This window comes from Stenotrophomonas sp. (genome assembly GCF_050737075.1).
Taxonomy (GTDB): Bacteria; Pseudomonadota; Gammaproteobacteria; order Xanthomonadales; family Xanthomonadaceae; genus Stenotrophomonas.
In genome coordinates this window covers 35,812-55,495 of record NZ_JBOHXV010000016.1, presented here as the reverse complement: position 1 = coordinate 55,495, position 19,684 = coordinate 35,812, and the positions used below count along the sequence as shown (strand labels likewise).

The window sequence follows — 19,684 nt, the reverse complement described above, 5'->3', positions numbered from 1 at the left end:
CGCGTTTTATTGCATTGCGTCGGTAATGCCGGCGCAATGCGAAAATGCCGCCCCAATGGGCGGCATTTTTGTATCGCTGGTAGGGTCGGTCCCCAGACGACTGCCCGTAACGGTGCAACGTTCTGTAACGCATGACCTCCAATCGAAGGCGCGCTTTCTTCAACGCTCCATGCGCCAAGGCACCGATCCACTCCATCGGCAGTCGTCTTGCGACCGACCCTACCGACGAATCAGGTCGTAAACGATGGGTCAGCCCGCCGTCATCGTCTCCAGAATCCGCTTCCCGGTCTCCTGCAGCTCCGCTTCCGCTTCCTTCTGCTGCTGCTTGGCAAACTTCGCGTTCGGGCACTGGGCCAGCATGTAGTTGGCGTCGAAGTTGAGCTTCTCCACCAGGAAGTCGACGAAGGCACGCACCTTGGGCGAGACCAGCCGGCCGCCTGCAAATACCGCGTTGAAGTCCACTTCCGGGCCGGTCCAGCCCGCCAGTACGCGGCGCACCATGCCCGATTCGACGAACGGCTTGGCCATCACGTCGCCGGTCAGCAGCAGGCCTTCGCCGCAGACCAGGGCGCCATTGAGCGCGGACGGATCATTGGCCACCAGCAGCGGATTGACCGGGAAATCACGCAGGTCGCCGCCGTTCTCGCCCAGCTGCCAGAAGAACCGGTTGTTGTTGAGGTTGCGCGCCTTGCGCATCGCCAGGATGCGGTGGAACTGCAGCTCGTCCGGGTGCAGCGGCTCGCCGTAGCGTTCGATGTAGGCCGGGCTGGCGAACACCTGCGTACGCAGGCTGCCCAGCTTGCGCGCCACCAGGTTGGAGTCGGGCAGGGTACCGACGCGCAGCGCCAGGTCGGCCTCGCCCGCGATCAGGTCCAGCTTCTCGTTGCCCAGGTGCATGTCCAGCTGGATTTCCGGGTACTGCGCATGGAACTGGCCGAGCAGCGGCGCGATCCAGGTGATGCCGATCGAATACGGCACGGTGAAGCGCAGCCAACCGCGCGGACCGGACTGCAGCTGGTTCACCGCACCCTCGGCCTCTTCCAGCTCGCGTGCGATGCGCTGGCAATGCTCGTGGTAGACCGAGCCGGCCTCGGTCAGGCCCAGCCGCCGGGTGGTCCGGTGCAGCAGCCGCGCGCCCAAGCGCGTCTCAAGCTCCTGGACCTTGCGGCTGACGGTGGTCTTGGGCAGGCCGAGCGCATTGGCGGCCGCAATGAAGCTGCCTTGCTCGACCACCTTGACGAAGATCAGGGTGTCGTTGAGATCGTGGGCCATGGCGATGTCCAAATCGGGGGTGGGGATAGGGTGCCCGAAAGATTGTGCCGGGTACGGGACGATTATTCCCCTTAATCCGGACTAATCAAGGGGGAGTTCGAGGACTAATCTGGCGCCATTCCCGAATTGGAGGACGCCAACCATGTGGTTGCAGAACATTCTTGGCCGCGTACTCGGCGGCCACACGCCCTCGCTGGACCTTGCCCTGACCGTTGAGAAGCGCCCTTCGGCCTTCTCCCACAAGGCTTTCCGCGAGTTCACTCCCCCCGCCAACATGCAGCGCGGTGGCAGCCTGACCCTGGGCGCCCGCAATGGCGGCCGACTGGGTCGAATTGGGATTATCCCGGTGTCGGGAGTTAAAGTCCCATGAGTGGGACGCTGGCCCCCGAAGTGCTGGTGCTGGGCGGCACCGGCAGCGTCGGGCAGGGCGTCGTGGCTGCGCTGCTGGAGGCCGGCAGCCCGGTTCTGGTGGTCGGCCGCGATCCCCAACGGCTGGCGGCCCTGCAGGAACAGTTCGCCGACGAGCCGGGGCTGGAGACCCTGCTCGGTTCGCTCGGCGACGATGGCTCGGCACGCACCGTGGCCGAACGGATGCTGGTGCGGCGCCGTCCGCTGGCGGCGGTGGTGGACGCAATGGGCGGCCCCTACAACCGCGGCCGGGTGACCGACCGCAGCGGCGACGCATTGTTGCAGGCGCTGCAGGCCGACGTGATGCCGCACGTGCATGCCGGCCGCCATCTGCTGCCGCTGCTGCGCGGTGGCGCGCATGCGCGCCGTTATGTGCTGGTAGGCGGCCCGGCCGGCTTCAAGCCCTGGGCCGGGCACGGTGAGTCGTCCATCACCATGTCGGCCACGCGCATGTACGCGCAGGTGCTGCACCAGGAAGCGCAGGCGCTGGGCGTGCGCGCGCAGATGCTGGAAGTGTGCAATCCGGTGTGCACGCCGACCAACGCCGCCAATGCCTGCATCGAATGGCCGAGCGCGCTGCTGGTCGGGCGCCGGCTGGTGTCGCTGCTCGACAACTGTATCGACAACCGGGCCATCGTCCGCTGCGACACCCGCGACGCCGAACTGCCGCGCGGCCTGCTGCATCGGGATTGGCCTCCCCCCCTGTCGCACAACACCGCCGGTGCCGCTTGACCTCTACCAAGGTTGAGGTCTCAAGCTTCGCCACCCACGCTGCCCAGCACCTCGAATTTCGTATCACCACCCCCTACGTACGGATGCATGTCATGACCTCTATTTCCACTTCCCCTCGTTTCACCCGACGGCTGGCCATGGCCGGGGTGTCGATCCTCGCCGCGGCCGTGCTGGCCGCCTGCAGCGGCGGCCACGCCGAAGAAGCCGGCATGCCGCCGCCGCCGTCGGTGAGCGCCGCACCGGTGCTGATCAAGCCGGTCAGCCAGTGGGACGACTTCAGCGGCCGCGTCGAAGCCGTGCAGAGCGTCGAGCTGCGTCCGCGTGTGTCCGGCTACATCGACAAGGTCAACTACGTTGAGGGCGAGGAGGTGAAGAAGGGCGATGTCCTGTTCACCATCGACGCCCGCAGCTACCAGGCCGAGTACGACCGTGCCCGCGCCGAACTCGCCCGTGCCCGTACCCAGTCCACGCTGGCCCGCGGCGAGTCCGAGCGCGCCAAGAAGCTGTCCGACCAGCAGGCCATCTCCACCGAGACCTGGGAGCAGCGCCGCGCCGCCGCCGACCAGGCCGGTGCCAGCGTGCAGGCCGCACAGGCCGCGCTGGATGCGGCGGCACTGAACCTGGAATTCACCAAGGTGCGCGCGCCGATCGACGGCCGTGCCGGCCGCGCGATGGTCACCGCCGGCAACCTGGTCACCGCCGGCGACAGCGCCAGCGTACTGACCACGCTGGTCTCGCTGGACAAGGTGTTCGTGTACTTCGATGCCGACGAGGGCACCTTCCTGCGTTACGCCCAGATGGCGCGCAAGGGCGAACGCCCGAGCGAGCGCGACAGCGACCTGCCGGTGAAGGTGGGCCTGTCGGGCGAGGAGGGCCATCCGCACGAAGGCAAGGTCGACTTCCTGGACAACCAGGTCACCCGCAGCACCGGCACCATCCGCGTGCGTGCGCTGCTGGACAACGCCGACCGCGCCTTCACCCCGGGCCTGTTCGCCCGCGTGCAGCTGCTCGGCAGCGGCGAGTTCCAGGCCATGCTGATCGACGACAAGGCCGTGCTCACCGACCAGGACCGCAAGTACGTGTACGTGGTCGACAAGGAGGGCAAGGCGCAGCGCCGCGATATCCAGCTGGGCCGTACCGCAGAAGGCCTGCGCATCGTGCAGCAGGGTCTGAAGGCCGGCGACCGCGTGATCATCGACGGCGTGCAGAAGGTCTTCATGCCCGGCATGCCGGTGCAGGCCAAGGCGGTTGCGATGCAGCCGGCGGCGGCTTCGCGTCCTGTTGCGTTGAATTGATTTGATTTGATTTGAATTGGGAAGCAGCCGACTAACAGTCGGCTCTACACAGCCGGCCCTACACAGTCGGCTCTACCCCCGTCTCTTCCAATGCCCCGTGCAGGGGAACCCGCTCCCGCTGTCGCCTGCGACAGCGGCAGGGGTGCTGCACGCCGGCGTTGGTGAAAACCCCAGGAATCCGCTAATGGACTTTTCCCGTTTCTTCATCGACAGGCCAATTTTCGCGGCGGTGTTGTCGATCGTGATCTTCGCCGCCGGCCTGATCTCCATACCGATGCTGCCGATCGGCGAGTACCCGGAAGTGGTGCCGCCGTCGGTCGTCGTGCGCACCGTCTACCCGGGCGCGAACCCGAAGGTGATCGCCGAAACCGTGGCCACCCCGTTGGAAGAGGCGATCAACGGCGTTGAGGGCATGATGTACCTCAAGTCGGTGGCCGGCTCGGATGGCGTGCTGCAGATGACCATCACCTTCCGCCCGGGCACCGACCCGGACGACGCGGCGGTGAAGGTGCAGAACCGCGTCGCCCAGGCGCAGGCGCGCCTGCCCGAAGACGTGCGGCGCCAGGGTGTGACCACCCAGAAGCAGTCGCCCACCTTCCTGATGGTGGTGCACCTGACCTCGCCCAACGGCAAGTACGACACGCTGTACCTGCGCAACTACGCCCGCCTGCACGTCAAGGACGCGCTGGCGCGCATCCAGGGCGTGGGCGACGCGCAGATCTTCGGTGGCGGCGACTACGCCATGCGTGCGTGGCTGGACCCGGACAAGGTGGCCGCGCGCGGCCTGACCGCCAGCGACGTGGTGCGCGCCATGCGCGAGCAGAACGTGCAGGTGTCGGCCGGCCAGCTCGGCGCCGAGCCGATGCCGAACAGCCAGTTCCTGACCCTGATCAACGCGCAGGGCCGCCTGCGCAGCGAACAGGAATTCGGCGACATCGTGCTCAAGGCCGGTACCGACGGTGAAGTGGTGCGCCTGGCCGACGTGGCCCGTGTGGAACTGGGTGCGGGCGACTACACCCTGCGTTCGCAGCTGGATGGCAAGAACGCGGTGGGCATCGGCATCTTCCAGGCCCCGGGTGCCAACGCGCTGGAGATCCGCGATGCGGTGATCGGCACGATGGACGAAATGCAGAAGACCTTCCCCAACGACGTCAAGTACGAAGCGGTGTACGACACCACCATCTTCGTGCGTGACTCGATCAAGGCCGTGGTCTCCACGCTGCTCGAAGCCATCGCACTGGTGGTGCTGGTGGTGATCCTGTTCCTGCAGACCTGGCGCGCCTCGATCATTCCGCTGATCGCCGTGCCGGTGTCCATCGTGGGTACGTTTGCCGCGCTGTACGTGCTGGGCTTCTCGATCAACACGCTGAGCCTGTTCGGCCTGGTGCTGGCGATCGGCATCGTGGTCGATGACGCGATCGTGGTGGTGGAGAACGTCGAGCGCAACATCGAGGAAGGCCTGACCCCGCTCGCCGCGGCACACCAGGCGATGAAGGAAGTCTCTGGCCCGATCATCGCGATCGCGCTGGTGCTGTGCGCCGTGTTCGTGCCGATGGCGTTCCTGTCGGGCGTCACCGGCCAGTTCTACAAGCAGTTCGCGGTCACCATCGCCATCTCCACGGTGATCTCGGCCATCAACTCGCTGACCCTGTCGCCGGCCCTGGCCGCCCGTCTGCTCAAGCCGCACGACGCGCCGAAGGATGCCCCGACCCGGATCATCGACCGCCTGTTCGGCTGGGTGTTCCGCCCGTTCAACCGGTTCTTCAAGTCCAGCTCGGAGAAGTACGAGCGCGGCGTCTCGAAGATCCTCGGTCGTCGTGGTGCGGTGTTCGTGGTGTACGCGGTGCTGCTGGTTGCCACCGGCTTCATCTTCAAGGTGGTGCCGCCGGGCTTCATTCCGACCCAGGACAAGCTGTACCTGATCGCGGGCGTGAAGCTGCCGGAAGGCTCGTCCATTGCGCGCACCGATGAAATGCTGCGCAAGGTGGCCAAGATCGCGCAGGAAACCGACGGCGTGGCGCACACCATTTCGTTCCCGGGCCTGAACGCGCTGCAGTTCACCAACACGCCCAACACCGGCGTGGCGTTCATTCCGCTCAAGCCGTTCAACGAGCGTCATGGCCGTACCGCCGCGCAGATCAATGCCGAGATCAACCAGAAGATCGCCGGGCTGCAGGAAGGCTTCGCCTTCGCGATGATGCCGCCGCCGATCCTGGGCCTGGGCAACGGCAACGGCTACCAGATGTTCATCGAAGACCGTGGCAACCTGGGCTATGGCGCATTGCAGACGGCGGTGAGCCAGATGCAGGGCGCGGTGGCGCAGACCCCGGGCATGGCGTTCCCGATCACCAGCTACCAGGCCAACGTGCCGCAGCTGGATGCCGAGGTGGACCGGGTCAAGGCCAAGGCGCAGGGCGTGCAGCTGACCGAACTGTTCGACACGCTGCAGACCTACCTGGGCTCGTCGTACGTCAACGACTTCAACGAGTTCGGGCGTACCTGGCAGGTGATCGCGCAGGCCGACGGCCAGTTCCGCAACAGCGTGGAAGACATCGGCAAGCTGCGTACCCGCAACGACCGCGGCGAAATGGTGCCGATCGGCTCGATGGTGACCATCAAGGAAACCTACGGTCCGGACCCGGTGCTGCGCTTCAACGGTTACCCGGCGGCCGATCTGGCCGGCGAAGCCGACCCGCGCCTGCTGTCTTCGGCCGAGGCGATGAACAACCTGACCGCCATCGCCGCCAAGGTGCTGCCGGTGGGCATGACCACCGAGTGGACCGACCTGAGCTACCAGCAGGCCACCCAGGGCAAGGCTGCCTTCATCGTGTTCCCGGTAGCGATCCTGCTGGCGTTCCTGGTGCTGGCCGCGCTGTATGAAAGCTGGTCGCTGCCGCTGGCGGTGATCCTCATCGTGCCGATGACGCTGCTGTCCGCGCTGTTCGGCGTATGGTTGACCGGCGGTGACAACAACGTGTTCGTGCAGGTGGGCCTGGTGGTGCTGATGGGCCTGGCGTGCAAGAACGCGATCCTGATCGTCGAATTCGCCCGCGAACTGGAGATGGGCGGCAAGGGGATCGTGGAAGCCGCGCTGGAAGCCTGCCGCCTGCGTCTGCGTCCGATCGTGATGACCTCCATCGCGTTCATCGCCGGCACCATTCCGCTGGTGCTCTCGCACGGCGCCGGTGCGGAGGTGCGTTCGGTGACCGGTATTACCGTGTTCGCCGGCATGCTGGGCGTGACCCTGTTCGGCCTGTTCCTGACCCCGGTGTTCTACGTGGCGCTGCGCAAGTTCGTCAGCCGCAATGGCGGCGGCAAGCTGGTCGCCCACGGCGAATCCACCCTCCATCATTGATCCCGACCCCCACGAGGACTTACCCATGAATACCGCTACTTCCAAGATCGCGCTGGTCACCGGCGCCACCCGTGGCATCGGCCTGGAAACCGTCCGCCAGCTGGCCCAGGCCGGCGTGCACACGCTGCTGGGCGGGCGCAAGCGCGACACCGCCGTTGCCGAGGCGCTGAAGCTGCAGGCCGAAGGCCTGCCGGTGGAAGCGATCCAGCTCGACGTGGTCGATGCGGCCAGCATCGCGGCCGCCGTGCAGGAGATCACTGACCGCCACGGCCGCCTCGACATCCTGGTCAACAACGCCGGCATCCTGGTCGACAACCCGGCGCTGGCACCGTCGGCGCAGACCCTGGACACCTGGCGCAGCACCTTCGACACCAATCTGTTCGCGGTGATCGCCGTGACCCAGGCCTTCCTGCCGCTGCTCAACCAGTCGCCGGCCGGCCGCATCGTCAACGTGTCCAGCATCCTGGGCTCGCTCACCCTGCACAGCCAGCCGGGCTCGCCGATCTATGGCTTCGCGGTGCCGGCCTACAACGCCTCCAAGAGCGCGGTGAATGCCTGGACCGTGCAGCTGGCCTACGAGCTGCGCGAGAGCACCACCAAGGTCAACACCGTGCACCCCGGTTACGTGAAGACCGACATGAACAGTGGCGAGGGCGAGCTGGAAATCGCCGACGGCGCACGCTCCAGCGTGGGCATGGCGCTGATCGGTGCCGACGGCCCCAACGGCAGCTTCACCTACCTGGGCGAGGTGCTGCCATGGTGATCCGTGTGTTGACCGCCGCCGTTGCCAGCGCGCTGCTGGCCGGCTGCGTCAGCGTCGGCCCCAACTACCAGGCACCGCCGGCGCAGCCGGTGGTCCTGCAGGGCGCGGCCGCGCCGGTGTTCAGCACCACCTCGCCGGTGGCCAGCTGGTGGGCGCAGTTCGATGACCCGGTGCTGGAACAGCTGGTGCATGACGCGCTGGGCGACAACCTGGACCTGCGCATTGCGATGTCGCGGGTGCGCGAGGCCCGCGCGGTCTTCGTCGAGCAGCGCCTGGACCAGCTGCCGCACGTCACCAGCGGCGACAGCTACGATCGCCGCAAGCAGCCGGACCTGACCGCCGGCGGTGAGCGTGTCTTCAGCGAGACCTACCACCTCGGCTTCGATGCCGGCTGGGAGCTGGACCTGTTCGGGCGCCAGCGGCGTGCCGCCGAAGCGGCGCGTGCCGATCTCGGCGCCGAGCAGGACAACCTGGCGGACGCACAGGTCACCGTGGCCGCGGAAGTAGCGCGCAACTACTTCGAGCTGCGCGGTACCCAGAAGCGCATCGACGTTGCCCAGCGCACGTTGGTGAATCTGCGTGACACCCAGAAGCTGACCGAAACCCGCTGGAACCTGGGCGCGGGGAGCGAACTGGATGTGCAGAGCAGCCGCGCGCGGTTGAAGGCGATCGAGGCCGACATTCCGCTGCTGGAAGTGGCCGAAGTGCAGTCGCGGCATCGCCTGGCGGTACTGCTCGGCCAGCGCCCGGATGCGCTGGACGCGTTGCTGGAACCGCGTGATGTTGCCCCGTATGCGAAGGCATTGCCGCTGGGCGACACCACCGACCTGCTGCGCCAGCGTGCCGACGTGCGCGTTGCCGAGCGTCGCCTTGCCGCCGCCACCGCGCGGGTGGGCGTGGCCACCGCCGATCTGTTCCCGCGGATCAGCCTGAGCGGTTTCGTCGGTTTCCTGTCCGGCGATGCCAGCGGGTTGGTCAACGGCAACAACAAGGCCTGGTCGGTGACCCCGTCGATCAGCTGGGCGGCCTTCGACTTCGGCACGGTCAAGGCACGGTTGCGCGCGAGCAAGGCGCAGGCCGACGGTGCGGCCGCCGAGTATGAGAAGGCCGTATTGCTGGCGCTGGAAGATACCGAGAACGCATTGACCCGCTACGCCAAGCAGCAGGCCCGGTTGGCGATCGTCGCCGAGCAGGCGCAGGCCGCGCGGCGCGCCGAACAGCTTGCGCAGATCCGCTACCGCGAGGGGTCGGAGGACTTCCTGACCCTGCTCGATGCGCAACGTACCCAGCTGGCGGCGGACGACGCGCTGGCGGCGGCGGAATCCACCGTCAACGTCAGTGTGGTGGGTGTTTACAAGGCGCTGGGCGGTTGGGGCCAGCAGCAGGACGTGGCACCGCCGGCAGTGGCTGGCACGATGCGATGAGGTGATGCAGAGGGCGACATGGGTCGCCCTCTGCCTGTTTTGTAATGGTTCGCCGCGATGGCGTACCGGGGAACCCCGCGCTGACGGCTTTGCCTCTGCCGGGGCCGACCGGCGCAGTGCTAAAAACACCGCCTGCCCGGGAGATGTGGAATGCAACGGAATTGCTGGAAGCCGTCACGCACGGTCCACGAAGTACATGTGCCGATCAACTCGGGCCTGTCGGCCAGCGTGATCGTGCTGCTGGTGGTGGCCGCGCTCGCTGTGAGTCTCGGGTTTGCACGGCTGCCGGATGGCCTGCTCGGCATCGGGGTGGTGGGCGTGGGGGTGTTCCTGGCGATCAGTGCCCGGATCTGCCAGGCCCGCGAACAGCACCAGGCCCTGTGCAGGGCGCTGGATGGGCTGCGGCGCGTGCGGTGAAGGTATGACCGTCGGCGTGGACGGCGTCTGCTCAGTTCGTGGTCATGCGTTACCGAACATTGCACCGTTGACGGCAGTCGTTCGGGAACCGACCCTACCGCCGCGGTGTCCGCGACGGGAACATGATGCCGGTGCTGGGATGCTCCCTTGGTAGGGTCGCATCCCGATCGACTGCCGTTGCACTGCCCGCGTTCGGTGATGGCATGACCAATGTCGAGGAAGGCATTTCGCCCCGCTGCCAGTCAGCGCGACGTTGCAGCGGGAAACACCAGCTCCGCCATCACCGGATAATGATCCGACGGCACCACGCCACCGGGCTTCTGGTCCAGCGTGCTGAAGCGGTTCACGCCGAAGCCACGCACCAGGATCCAGTCGATCTCGGCCGTAGGCGTATCGCTGAAATTCTGGAACGTCAGGCGCGGGCCCTCGACCTTGCGTGCCAGCTTGCGCGCGTCACCCAGCGTTTCCGTGAACGCTGCATACGTAGTACCACCGGGTTCGCTGTTGAAGTCGCCGGTCACGACCACGGGAACGTCCTGCGGCAGCGCGGCCAGCCGCTGGCTGATCAGCTTGGCGCCCAGTACGCGACGCGGCTCGTCTTCATCGCGGTAGGGCAGGTGGGTGTTGTACAGATAGAAGCGCTTGCCGTCGGCCTGGCGCTGGAACAATGCCCAGGTCACCATGCGCGGCATCAGGTTGCCCCAGGTGATGCTGCCCGCAACGTCTGGCGTGTCCGACAACCAGAAATTGCCCGACTCCACCACCTTCAGCGCGGCGCTGTCGTAGAACACACCCATGTGTTCTTCATTGTCGCCAGGTCCGCGCGGCTCGCCGAACCAACGGTAGCCGGGCAGGTGCTGCACCAGGTAATCGGCCTGGTTGGTCTTGAGTTCCTGGGTGCCAAACACCGCCGGGTGCTGCTCGCGCAGCAGCGCCACCATCGCATCGCGGCGGTCCTCCCAGCGCTTGTTGGGTTCGGTATCCACCGGGGTGCGGACGTTGAACGACATGACCCGCAACGGCTCGGGGGCCTTGGCCAAGGCGGAGCCAAGCGGCAGGGCCACTGCGATCAGGGCCAGCAGGACCGGGCGGCGAAAACGAGACAACATGGGAATCCCTCCATTCCGTGAAATCGTTTGCAGAGGGTGCCATGGAAAGGCAGGGCCTGGATATGCGGAGATTGGCGGCAGCGGCGCGGGGGATCAGCTGGCCAGCAACAACACCCCGATGGTCATGTTGATCGCCGCACCCAGCGCGAGCACCCACAGCGTGGACAGAATCGTGTTGAGCCACGAGCGCTCCAGCGCCACCTTCAGCCACCCGGCCTGCACCACCACGAACCAGGCGGCAGACAGCAGCGCGGTGGCAATACCGAGGGTGGTCGACAGCTCGCCGGGCAGCCGCACGAACACCATGCTGGTGGACAACGCCACCGCAAACGGTGCGGTGAGGTAGCACTGCATGAAGAACGGCCGGCGCAGCGATTCGCGGGTCAGGGCAACGCGCTTGCGGCGCAACAGATGCACGGTCGCCACCAGGGGCCAGATCGCGAACGTGATCGAACGGTACAGCAGCAGGCTTTCCTCGTTGCCCATCACCGTGCGCGACAGCTCGCTGGTGCCGACCACGGTCTGGTGCATCAGCAGTTCAACGCCATGCGCGGCCAGCACCGCCAGCATCAGGAACATCGGCGGGCTGATCGCATCGTCGAACTGGCGCTCGAACTTCTCCTTCAGCTCGGTGTTCACGTACTGCGCCATGCGGCGCGGATGGACGATCACCCGGTACAGCGTGCGTGGGAAGAACAGGAACCAGGTGCAGAGTTCGTAGAGGAACTCTTCCAGCGAACGCAACAGCTTGAGGAAATCCATGACCACCTCGGGCGCGGGCAGGGCGGCCGCGCATGCGGCGGCCGGCGTGGCCAGCATGGCGCAGCGGCGGTGCCGCGTACAGGGGGCGGTTGTGGCCCCGGCTGCGCTGGGCCGCGCAGCCGGGGCGGACCCTCACACCCCCTGCAGGGCCTGCCGCCACTGGCGGTAGTACGTGCGCAAGCCGGGGTCGGGTACGGCGGCAGGACGGGGCGCGGCGACGACCGGCGGTGGCAGCTCCACCACGGTGGACCCGCGGTACTCGCGCAGGTAGCGGATGGAGAACGTCTCTGCGTTGGGCAGACGGTCGAACAGCTGCGGCATCGTCACGCCCGCGCAGGAAGGGCACATGCCCAACAGCGAGAACAACCGGAAGGAAACGATCTGCGTCTCGTCGACGTTGGGATCGTTGGCAATGGCATCGGCGATCGCCACTTCCGAGTCCTTGCCACGGAAGAACACGATTTCCTGCTTGTTGTCGTCGACATCGCGCAGCACCGGCAGGCTGGTGTAGGTGGGCTTGTTCGACATCCCGCGCACCGCCTCGCGCGCATTCACGTAGCGGGTATCACCGCGCAGCCGCGAGGCGTCGCGCAACGTCACCTGTGCGGCCTTTTTGCCATCGGACAGCGCGTAGTACACCACGCGCCGACCGTCGCGGAGGATCACCTCGGCAAAGGCAAGATTCACGCCGTTGAGCTGATACATCAGCTGGCGGCTGGCCCCATTGGAAAGCAGCGTGTTGGCGCTCAATGGGGTCCAATCCCCTTGTTTCCCTGCGACGGGCAGCAACTGGTTGAGGATGTCGGTGATGCCCTGGCGCTCTTCGCGCGTGCCGGTGGCCAGCGATCGCCAGTCTGGAATCAGGGTGCGCGCCAGCCGCACGAAGATGCGCTGGGAGCTGGCGCCCGACAGCACGCCGTCGGCATAGCGGGTTAACACATTCGCGCGGCCCGTATCACGGCAGGCATCGCGGTAGGCCTCGTAGCTGGGGTACTGCCCCAGCGGCTCGCCGCTGAACTGCGCCTGCAGGTGGCCGAACGCCAGTCGCGCGATGTTCTCGCGGTCCTGCTCCATCGCACCATACAGGCGTGCCATGCGGTATCTCTCCACCTCGCGCAGGTAGGCATTGATCGCGCTGCGATCACTGGTGTGCGCATCCACGTCCGGCAGCGCCGGCTGATCTTCGTCGACAACCACCATGAAACCGGCGTTGTGCTCGCGCGCGCCCGCCTGCGGCCGATGCCCCGTATGGGACGGTGCAGCTGGCGGGACGTCACCGCCGCCCACCTGCATGCGCGGTGCGTCGCTCAACCGGGTGAACGTCAATGTGGTCCCACCGGCCATTTCGGCCGGCAGCGGGGCGCGATAGAACACGCCCGTATCCGGTTCGATATGGACGTAGCCGTCGATCACCACGCCGCGCAGGCGACGTCCGTCCGCCACGCTGGACACCAGCGGCCCGACAAGGATCACCGGCATCTGCCGGTAGAGCGCATCGCGCTCGGCCGCGCCGACGGAACCCGGCAGGCCCAGCGTCGGGTCGCGTGAGAGCGTGGCCGAAAGTTGCTGCGGATACTCCACTGCCTGCGGCACGCCCAATGCGTTCGATTCCCAGCCCGACACGGGCACCAGCGTGTTCGCGATCGGGTTGCGCCGGGTAGCCTGCACGATCCATTTCTGGACCTTGCCCTCATGCACCATCAGCCGGACGTCGGTCCGGGTACCGTCCGCTGCGACGGTGTACCGCGGTGCCAGCATGTATTCGCGCCTGGCCAACGCATGCCCGCCCAGCTCGGTGAGGGAGGGGGCCGCACCCAGCTCGGTCGGTGTATCGGGAACGAAGCGCAGGCGCAGCCCGGTTGAGCACGCGGCAGGTTCCAGGGCGCGTTTTGTACGGCAGTTGCCCACCGGCTCCAGCGTGCCCGTTTCGTCCGGCAGCGGCTCGTGCGGGTGGCGGCGCAGCCATGGATCAGCAGCATCGAGCCGATACGTCGTGTCATGAACGACGACTTCCCACTGGGTCGCACTGCGCCGGTTGAACACAACCTCGTCGGTGCTACCCAGGTTGATCTCCAGCCCGGCGTCGGTCGCGTGCACCGGGAACGCCTGCGGCAGGCGCTCGCCGATCCAGTCCAGCTGGAGCAGCGGCGCGCCATAGGCGCGATGGCCGACGGTATCCCAGCGGTACCAGAGCAATCCATCGGCGCTGACCGGGTGGATGCCGCCATCCGCCAGCCGGGCCATGCCCAGTGACGGGGTCGCATCGGTGAGCGCGTGCCAGCCTTCGGCATCGGCCGCCCCTGCAGCCAATGCATGCTCGGTGGCCATCGCGGCATGGTCCAGCAGCGTGCCGCCACGCAGCACCCGGCGCAACCACGCCGCGCCATCCAGCGCGCTGTTGAACGCCTTGCTGCCGACCCAGAACGTTGCCTTGCCGACGTCGCGCAGCACGAACACGCCGCTCTGTTCCGCCAGCCCGGCGGCGAGGGTGAGCAGTGCGCCACCGGCCTCTTCGCACAATGCGTGGATGCTGCGCACGCCGGCGCTGTCCAGCACGCGCACGGTACTGGCCACGAAGCCACCGAAGGGCAGCAGGGCGAAGCCGGCGTCGAGCGTGCAGTCCACGGCTGCCCCTGCGCTGTCCTGATTGGCGATCTCTTCTGCGCAGCGGAAGAACGGCACCGCAAACTCCAGCAACGCCATGCGCAGCCGCCGGTCTTCCTCGTGCAGGTGCTCCAGACGGGTCCGGCGCGCCAGCGCGGCCTGCTTGGTGCGTTCGAGGAACGGCTGCCACAGGTGGTTGGCGGCGGCCCGGGCAATCAGGCCGAGCTTGTCCGGGCCGTTGCCCTGCACGGCAACGTCCGACGGCAGCAGGGTCAGCTCGGAGAGCGCGCGCCAGCGCCCGGGATCCGCTTGGCGGGTAAGCCGGCCGCTCATGAACCCCTCGAGCTCGATCATCTCGCCGTGCTCCCCGCTGCGCAGGCGCCGAATCACGCCCGCGCTGGGAAACACTTCGAAGTGCATGTCGGGCTGGCCGGCCTCTGTCGGAATGCAGCGCAGCACGATGCCCCGGTCGGCATCGCGCCCGGCGTGCTGCACGCGCAGGGGAACGCAGGTGGCATGTGTCAGCACCTGGCGATCACGCGCCGGCAACGCCTCCAGCAGCATGCCGATGATGCCGGCGAGACCGCTCTCGAGGCGCTGCTGGTACAGCGTGAACGTGCGCTCGAACAGGGTGGCGGTCGTTGGCGCGCCCACCACGCCGTAGGCATCGGACACCAGCAGCGCCTGCAGGCTGTCATAGGCGGTGACATGGCCGGCCACCGGGAAGGGATGGAAGAAGGCGGTCTGCGACGACTCGATCGCGATCTCGCGTTCAATCTCCTCCGAGGGGGCGATGCCATGTTCCACCAGATAGCCTTCGGGCAGCGCATCAGGGCGCTGTGTCCAGTACTGCGGGTCGACGCCGGCCGCGGTCAACGTGTGCGCGGCAATGTCCATGCGCTGCGGCGGTCGCGCGTCGAGCTCTGCCACATGCAACGCATGCAGGCGCTGCCGCGCCTGCAGATGGTCCAGCGCGGTGCGTGCCTGTTCCGCGCTGACCGCATCGGTACGTGTCGGCTCGATCACCGCCTCTGCGGTGGCATACAACACGGCGGCCGGCAGCATGGCCTTGGCCCAGGCATCGTGTAGTTCATCGAGGTCGCCCGCATGATGCGGTGGTCGCGCAAGTTGCGAGGGCAGCGCGCAGACATCGTCGAAATGCGCGCGCTCGGTGGCGCCGGGCTGCAATGCGTCCAGCAGGGTCGCGCCATGGTGGAATGCGGCGGCCTGCAACGAGCGGCCGTAGTACAGCGACTCGGGAATGCCCGATACGAGCAGTGTCGGCTGTTGCAGCTCGCGCACCAGCATCCAGTACAGCAGGTTGCGTGCCGCGGCAGAGGCATGCGGCTGGCGTTCGGCAATCAGTGTCCTTATGCGGCCGGCCAGCGCCATATAGGTCTCTTCGAGGCTCGCCGGTGAGGCCAGCCGTTCGCGCATTGCCTCGATGTGATGGGTTCCGATGTACTGCTCCAGCATCAGGCGGGCCAACAGCGCCTGTGCACCGCGTGGCGAGGCGGCCTGCTCTGTGCTGCCGCCGTACCAGCCGAGCTGCGCCAACAGGGGGCGGCAGTAGGCGGCGAACTGGCGGGTGCGGCTCATCAGCTCCCATTGCTCCGATGCCCGCAACGCGGATCCCTCGGCGCTGCCAGGGTCCGGTTGCAGCAGCGCGAAGCCGAACCGTTCCAGCAACGCATCCGGTGCGTCCAGTTGGGGTGCGGTGGAGAGTGGAGTAGACGAGGCTTCCGTGCGGTTCAACAACACCGGGAACTGCAGCGGGGCGCGGGCCGTCGGTGCGGCACGTCCATCGGCGTCCAGCAGCGCAGTGGCGAAGGCCAGCGCCTCGGCAGCGGTCAACGCGGGATGCAGCGCCGACAGCTCGATGGCCAGTGACAGCGCGGGCGCGCCGTCGAGTTCGTTGTCGGTCGCGATACCTGGCGGCAGTTGCTGCAGCTGGGCCTCCACCGCCGCAGCCAACACCGCGATGCGGGTGGGCGAGGAGAACGGTGCGTGTTGATCGAGGCGGGACACCGGCAGCCCGCCGGGCACGACCGTGCGCAGGACCTCCCGGAGCGCCTGCTCGCCGGCGTCGCTGGCGAGCCACTCGTCCAGCGCGCGCGGCCCGTCGATGATCCGCGTCCAGTGGGCAGGAAGGTCGGTGGCGTTGCGCGCCCGCCACGTCGAGTCCATCGCCGCCTGTATCCAGCGCACCAGGCCCTCGCGGGGGTTGGCCATGGCCGGGGTATGCCACGCGCTCGCAAGGGCACCCGGCGGTTGCAGGGTCAGCCATTCGGCGGGGGACACCGGCCAGTCGGCCCCCCGCACCAGTTCCGCGCGCCAGTCGCCCAGCGCGCCTGCCTCGTCGGCGTTTGCCAGCAGCCGGAAGAAGCGTCGGGCCAGGTCGGGACCGACGGCGTCGCTGTCGACCTCCAGCAACCGAGCGATCAGCTGCCGACTGCGCTCGCCGCGATGCAGGAGCAGGGTGGCGTGATCGAGCGCTGGGGCATCGGCCGGAAAATCCGAATGACCGAGCAGGTACTGCAGCACCGCCTGCGGCACCGGCAGGCCGGCTGTGTCGGATGGCAGCAGCGCACGTAACCGCGTCGCGTCGCCCACCACCATGTTCGCATCCAGCCCGACACCGGAATCGGACGACAGCGTGGTGCCGGCGAGCTCGAAGAAGGCCGTGCAGGTCCGGTAGGCGCTCGCATAGTGGGGGTCCACCTTGTCCATCGGCAGGTCGACGCTCGTGTACAGGTGCAGCAGCGGTTCGACCAGTGCGCGGGTCAGTACCCGTAGATCGTTGACGCCTGTGCCGATCGGTGCATCGGTCGATGCCCGCAGGTCGTGGTAGCGCCGGAGCGACGCCGCAACCTGCTGGATCAAAACGCCTAGCTCTGTCTGCCACGGGGTCCCCTGCAACCTGGCGCGTCGATCAAGATGGTCGCGCCAGTCCTGCGGCGTGGGCGGTGCTTCACGCCACGCCCAGTGCTTTCCGAACCGGTAGTCGTCCAGCTTGCGCCGCAGCGTCACCATGATGTTGGCCAGCAACGCATCGGCCGAGGACAGGCTGGCGAACGTGGCCGCGTCGAGGACAGGAGGCTCGCCCTGGACCAGCCAGGCGCGCACGTAAGGCTGGTCGGGCTTGAGGGCAAGCGGCACGCCCTGCGCGTCGCGCAGACGCGCCGCGTGGTCCAGCAGCATCGCCTCGGTCAGGGGGGCAGTGCTGCTGCTTGCGGCGCTCTGGCTACGCGCGACGATCGGCTCGAACGCGCCCACGAAGGCGTCGGCGGGCGTGCCGTCCAAGCCTTGCAGATAGCCCACGCACTGTGTGGCGATCCGCGAAAGCAGATGCATCGCGGCGCGATCCTCTTCGGTCCCCGTGCTGCGGGTGCGCCGCAGCAGATGCTGCAGCATGAGGGTGAAGGCATACACGCGGATGTCTTCCCCACCGCGTGCAAGATTGCGCCGGGCACCTTCGGCGGCGGGAAGCTCACGGATGACATCGAACCAATGCAGCACGGACGCGGACGCGAAGAAGCCTTCCAGTGCCTCGAACGACGGCGCGCGCTGATCCAGGGCAATGTTCGCGTGCCCGAACAGATCCTCCACGGCCGCGCGCAGCCCAGGCAACGTGCGCGGCGTCTGCCAGTCGAACGCATCCCACCAGGCCGTGCGAGAAGTGCCGTCCAGCAGCGGCACGAGGACCTTCAGCGGCAGGTAGCCCTGCATCGGCACCATGAACTGCGCCGAGGCGCCGTAGGTCATTTGCGGGGTCTCGGCATGATTCACGCTCGGCCGACCCGGTTCGGTCAACGCGCCCGTTTGGGCACGCGTGGTCGCCCAGGTTTCGGCCGTCGTCGCGATGCGCTCGTCTGCAGATGACGGTGCAGGCGGTGATGGGGTGGTGGTACGCACGGCGTCCGCTGCGTCGCCGCCGCGGTGCTGACGCCCGAGGAATGCGCCGATGTCGCGCGTCTGTTGCCGACGCAGCCCGGCAACCCTCCAGGTCGCCTCACGGCACTGTCCGGGAACTGCCAGTGCCGTGCTGGTGGGCGGCCTGCCAAGCAGCGCGCGCGACGTTGCCGCCTGCGCGTCCATGCGGCTGTCGCGCTGACCCGGCAGGGGCGTGCACTGTATTGCGCGTACCGGGTGCATCCATGCGTCCGAGCGTCCGAACGCGTCCGCCGCCTCTTCCACGCGTGCGGGTGACGGCAGCTGCGTGCTGCCGAGTCTGCGGGCGGCGATAGTTGTCGCGAACGCGGTATCCCATGCCGCGCCTGCCAACTGGTTCAGCTGCCACGGACTGCTGAGCAGGCTCACCAGCGCATGCGACACGCTGTCGTAGCGACCCAGCGGCACCAGCGCTGGGGCTCTGTCCAGCTGAGCCTGGCGGGCGACCTGCAACACTTGTTCGGCGAGGGCATGGACCGGCAACGGCGCACGCAGGCCGTTCGCCGTGGAGGTTGCTTCGTGGGCAGGCGCAGCCAGGCGCTGGAGCTGCGCGTGGATGGCCGCGACGGAGGCGGGATCCTGTGCGTTGTTCGGATCGCCACGTGACGCATCGAACACGGCGGGCAGTCCCGCGCGCACATCCAGCAGGCCGCCATCGCGCTGTTCGTGGCGGCGGATCAGCCGCATCGCACGCTGCAACGTTTTCGCAGAGGCCGCTGGCGCCAGTTCGCGCAGCTGCGCCTCCACCCCTGCATGTCGTTCCGCCGTGGTGCAGCGGGGCAGTTGCGCACGCTGGTGCGCCAGCGCAAGGTCGCGGCTGTCTGTGCCGGGTGCGTCCTTACGCTGCGCGTGGAGCCGCGCTTCCCATTCCGTGTGGCTGACATCGACGGGGCGGTACAGCGCGTCGCGGAGCCGCTGCAGTACCGGGTCGGCCTGCGCCGCGGCCGCGCCCAGGCGGGCGCGCTCGCCTGCGCACTCCACTGTCCACGCCGGCGCCGGCGCCGGGAGCGACAGCGCACAGCACAACACGCTGCGCCAGCTCGCCTGCTCTTCGGTAGTTGTGACGGTCGGAAGCGCACAGCGCATCGCCAGTTCCTCGGCCATGGCCCGGCCCATTTCCGTATCCGCAACGCCGCCGCGGATGAGCGCGTCGAGCAGCGCGGTGTCGATGGTGGCCGCGTTCAGCGCGTTGCTCAACGAGGCCAATGCGTCGCGCGGCACGCCGACCAGCGCAAGCTGCGGGGCGGGTTGCCGTGCAATGTGCGCCGCGCGTTCGGAGCGAAGCTGCTGCAGCGACGACGGTCCGCCGTTGCGCACACTGCGCAGCCCGCTGTCGGCTTCGGTGCCGAGCGGGGAGGGCATGCGCGACGACGGCGTTGCCGGCGCGCCGAGGGAGGAGGATGCAGGCGTCGTGCTGAGCATGTTGCGGAGCCGTGGGGGAGGGGGCGCAGAGGCTACGCAATGCATCCCCCCCCGCGCTCAGGTCGGCTGCGTTGTCGTCGTCGCGGCCGCGCGCGGTGCGACGGCAGGCCTTGCGCCACACGGATCTCCGCCGCTGAACGAAACGCCGCCTCGCATAGGCCGCGCTGTCG

At 67.7% G+C, this 19,684-nt stretch carries 11 protein-coding genes; 7 read left to right on the top strand and 4 right to left on the bottom strand.

Annotated features, from left to right (window positions below):
* Positions 1–249: 249 nt before the first annotated feature.
* Positions 250–1,272, bottom strand: a complete 1,023-nt coding sequence (locus ACREPD_RS06020) for a LysR substrate-binding domain-containing protein (protein ID WP_431598473.1) — start codon at positions 1,270–1,272, stop codon at positions 250–252.
* A gap of 142 nt (positions 1,273–1,414) precedes the next feature.
* Here ACREPD_RS06020 and ACREPD_RS06015 point away from each other — a divergent pair, with 142 nt between their 5' ends.
* From ACREPD_RS06015 to ACREPD_RS05985, 7 genes are all read left to right on the top strand, one after another.
* Entirely contained in the window at positions 1,415–1,642 is a 228-nt protein-coding gene (locus tag ACREPD_RS06015) for a hypothetical protein (RefSeq protein WP_431598472.1), read from the top strand.
* Positions 1,639–2,412 (top strand): SDR family NAD(P)-dependent oxidoreductase, encoded by a 774-nt coding sequence (locus ACREPD_RS06010; protein WP_431598471.1) that lies wholly within the window; start codon positions 1,639–1,641, stop codon positions 2,410–2,412. The genes ACREPD_RS06015 and ACREPD_RS06010 overlap by 4 nt, the downstream gene beginning before the upstream one ends.
* A gap of 92 nt (positions 2,413–2,504) precedes the next feature.
* Complete coding sequence (locus ACREPD_RS06005; protein ID WP_431598470.1) at positions 2,505–3,707, top strand: efflux RND transporter periplasmic adaptor subunit; 1,203 nt, start codon at positions 2,505–2,507, stop codon at positions 3,705–3,707.
* 184 nt (positions 3,708–3,891) lie between these two features.
* On the top strand, positions 3,892–7,062 hold the full coding sequence (locus ACREPD_RS06000; protein ID WP_431598469.1) for an efflux RND transporter permease subunit: 3,171 nt from the start codon (positions 3,892–3,894) through the stop codon (positions 7,060–7,062).
* 25 nt (positions 7,063–7,087) lie between these two features.
* Positions 7,088–7,825 carry an SDR family oxidoreductase gene (locus ACREPD_RS05995; RefSeq protein WP_431598468.1) on the top strand — a complete coding sequence of 246 codons (738 nt, stop codon included), beginning with the start codon at positions 7,088–7,090 and terminating at the stop codon, positions 7,823–7,825.
* Positions 7,819–9,249: an efflux transporter outer membrane subunit gene (locus ACREPD_RS05990; RefSeq protein WP_431598467.1), complete on the top strand. Its 1,431-nt coding sequence runs from the start codon at positions 7,819–7,821 to the stop codon at positions 9,247–9,249. The genes ACREPD_RS05995 and ACREPD_RS05990 overlap by 7 nt, the downstream gene beginning before the upstream one ends.
* Positions 9,250–9,399: 150 nt before the next feature.
* The gene (locus ACREPD_RS05985) at positions 9,400–9,666 is read left to right on the top strand and encodes a hypothetical protein (protein WP_421570946.1); all 267 of its coding nucleotides are present in this window, start codon (positions 9,400–9,402) and stop codon (positions 9,664–9,666) included.
* A 242-nt stretch (positions 9,667–9,908) separates the two neighbouring features.
* Here ACREPD_RS05985 and ACREPD_RS05980 read toward each other — a convergent pair whose 3' ends face one another.
* The 3 genes from ACREPD_RS05980 to ACREPD_RS05970 form a co-directional block, all read right to left on the bottom strand.
* Positions 9,909–10,775 carry an endonuclease/exonuclease/phosphatase family protein gene (locus ACREPD_RS05980; protein WP_431598466.1) on the bottom strand — a complete coding sequence of 289 codons (867 nt, stop codon included), beginning with the start codon at positions 10,773–10,775 and terminating at the stop codon, positions 9,909–9,911.
* Between the two features lie 93 nt (positions 10,776–10,868).
* Positions 10,869–11,594: a hypothetical protein gene (locus ACREPD_RS05975; protein WP_431598465.1), complete on the bottom strand. Its 726-nt coding sequence runs from the start codon at positions 11,592–11,594 to the stop codon at positions 10,869–10,871.
* A 75-nt stretch (positions 11,595–11,669) separates the two neighbouring features.
* The gene (locus ACREPD_RS05970; protein ID WP_431598464.1) at positions 11,670–19,514 is read right to left on the bottom strand and encodes a deaminase domain-containing protein; all 7,845 of its coding nucleotides are present in this window, start codon (positions 19,512–19,514) and stop codon (positions 11,670–11,672) included.
* Positions 19,515–19,684 lie beyond the last annotated feature (170 nt).